We start from the raw sequence: 2,356 nt of genomic DNA, 5'->3' as shown, positions 1-2,356 counted from the left end.
CTAGCAATAATGGTCTATTTTAGTTTAGCATTCACAGGTTGTCACTGTGACTTAAAATACAAGAGAAAGAAAGTGAGATTGTTGATCAAATGCAAGGTATGTTTATTATGAAAATGATGGGCCATTTAGCTAATCTATTGTATGAGAATTTTCCTGATAAAGAAGACCAATTGTTAACGGATGAGGAGCAGTAAGAATATCATCAAACTTATGCATCCTTACTGCTCAATGTTATATTAGTTTACCCTAACCAACGTTAAGGAAATTGTGTTTTTTAGTAATGGATTGAGAAAGTATACTACTGTATCAAATATGTGTAAAATAAGGATAAATAATATGAAAAATTTAACAAGAGAGGAGGAAACACTTAAATGAAGAGCAAAAGTGAGATAATGGATATAATCAGCAAGTTGGATGATCATGTAGCAGATGATTTTGAAGCTCAAGACTTGGACTTTAAACAATGGAATGGTAGAAGTAGAGAAGATAATGTAAAGACAATGATTAGTTATGCTGTTTGTATGGCAAATGGTGGTGGGGGGAGTGTTGTTTTTGGTATAGCTGACAAAGTGCAGGGGATAGATAATGCTCTAAAAGGGGTACCATTTGATATAGATATACCAGAACTGCAAAAAAGGATATATGAAAAGACGGACCCTCATTTAACTCCTTCATTCGATGACATCTATCTAAAAGATGGTTCTGTTAGGCTTTTAATAATGAATGTTTTTCCAGGAATGCCCCCTTATACAACAACAGACGGTGCTGCAACAATAAGACAGGGAAAAGATTGTCTGCCTTTCACAGGAACATTAAGAAGGCAAATGATTGATTCATCAGGACAGGTTGATTTTACATCTGAGGTAATTTACGAGGATTGGAATAATTTGTTTTCCCACTCCGCTATGGAACGAATACGTGAATTTATGTCACGTGAGAGATCGGATGATAGTTTGTTATCACTTTCAGATGAAGACCTTTTAAAATCTATCGGTGGTATAAAGAATGGATATTTTACAAAGGGGTCTCTGTTATTAGTTGGTAAGCCAGATGCTATTGAAAGGCTAATTCCACAACATAAATGGTCATATAGAAAAATGCTAAGTGATACAGATTATTCTCATAGGGACGATGGAACTCACGCTATTCCTGTTGCTTTATATGAATTAGAGAGATATATTTCAGTGGATAACCCAATGGTTACAATAGAGTCTGGACTAGTTCATCCTGAGTTTAGTACTTATCCAACAATTGCACTAAGAGAAGCGTTGTTAAATGCCTTTGGCCATCGAGATTACAGAATTAGTGGAACAATTATGTTAAAGCAATATAGGGATAAATTAGCGCTAACCAATCCTGGCCAATTTATAGGTGGCATAACTCCTAATAATATATTGCACCATCCACCAGTCGCTAGAAACAACCATCTGATGGATCTACTGGATAGATTGAAATTAGTAAATAGGTCTAATTTAGGCGTATCTAGAATATTTCGTTCCCTACTAGTAGAAGGTAAAGAACCCCCTATTTATAGAGAAGTTGGTAGTAATATTGAATTGACCTTTATATCTTCTCCTCTAAATAAAGGGTTTAAGAACTTGGTAAAACAAATGGTTGATGAAGGCAATCAAATTGATGTAGATCATTTACTCATTTTGCAATATTTAATCAGACATGAACAAATAGATACTGTAATTGCAGCAGAGGTCTCCCAACGAAGTGTCGAACAAGCTAGGGAATTATTAAGTAAAATGTACAATGATTTTAATTTGTTAGAATCAGTTGGTCGTGGTAAAGGAAGGTATTATACTTTATCGAGAAAGGCATATGAATTGCTAAAGGAAAATATGAAGTATGAACGCCAACAAAGCTTAGATAAAGAGGCAGTTAAAATCAGAGTATTATCTATTCTTAAAGAACGGACTCTAACTAATAAAGAAATAAGACAATTAACAGGAATGAATAGTAAACAAGTACAACGTCTAATAAAGGAACTAGAACCTGATGGAGTAGAGGTAAATGGAAGAGGCGCTGGAACAAAATATGTATATAATCCTCCAAAATAAGGACATAATAGAGACAAAATAAGGACATATTGGTATGATTTCCCTCTATTTATAATAAAATTAAATAAAAATGAGGACATAATGAGGACATTAATGATAAATCTTTAAGTGCAGTGAAGAATAGGGACAAAAATAGAGACAAAATAAGGACAAAATAAAACCAGGAGAGGAGTGACCTCTCCTGGTTTTATTTACCCTATCCAACGTTACGGTGAACCGTACAACAAATAGTGGTAAAGCAAAGGATAGACGTTGTTATTAATAAGGAATGGTTAAATAGATTAAACTTA

At 34.0% G+C, this 2,356-nt stretch carries 1 protein-coding gene; it reads left to right on the top strand.

The window, feature by feature from the left end; all coding sequences use genetic code 11:
* Positions 1-371: 371 nt before the first annotated feature.
* The gene (locus tag RZN25_18165) at positions 372-2,066 is read left to right on the top strand and encodes an ATP-binding protein (GenBank protein ID MEQ6378730.1); all 1,695 of its coding nucleotides are present in this window, start codon (positions 372-374) and stop codon (positions 2,064-2,066) included.
* Positions 2,067-2,356 lie beyond the last annotated feature (290 nt).

It is taken from the genome of Bacillaceae bacterium S4-13-56 (genome assembly GCA_040191315.1).
Taxonomy (GTDB): domain Bacteria; phylum Bacillota; class Bacilli; order Bacillales; family JAWJLM01; genus JAWJLM01.
This window is presented reverse-complemented; position numbering and strand designations above follow the sequence as displayed.

What these genes read in the sequence shown, in the direction of transcription:
- RZN25_18165 (MEQ6378730.1), top strand. Translation starts at nt 372, where the DNA reads ATGAAGAGCAAAAGTGAGATAATGGATATAATCAGCAAGTTGGATGAT.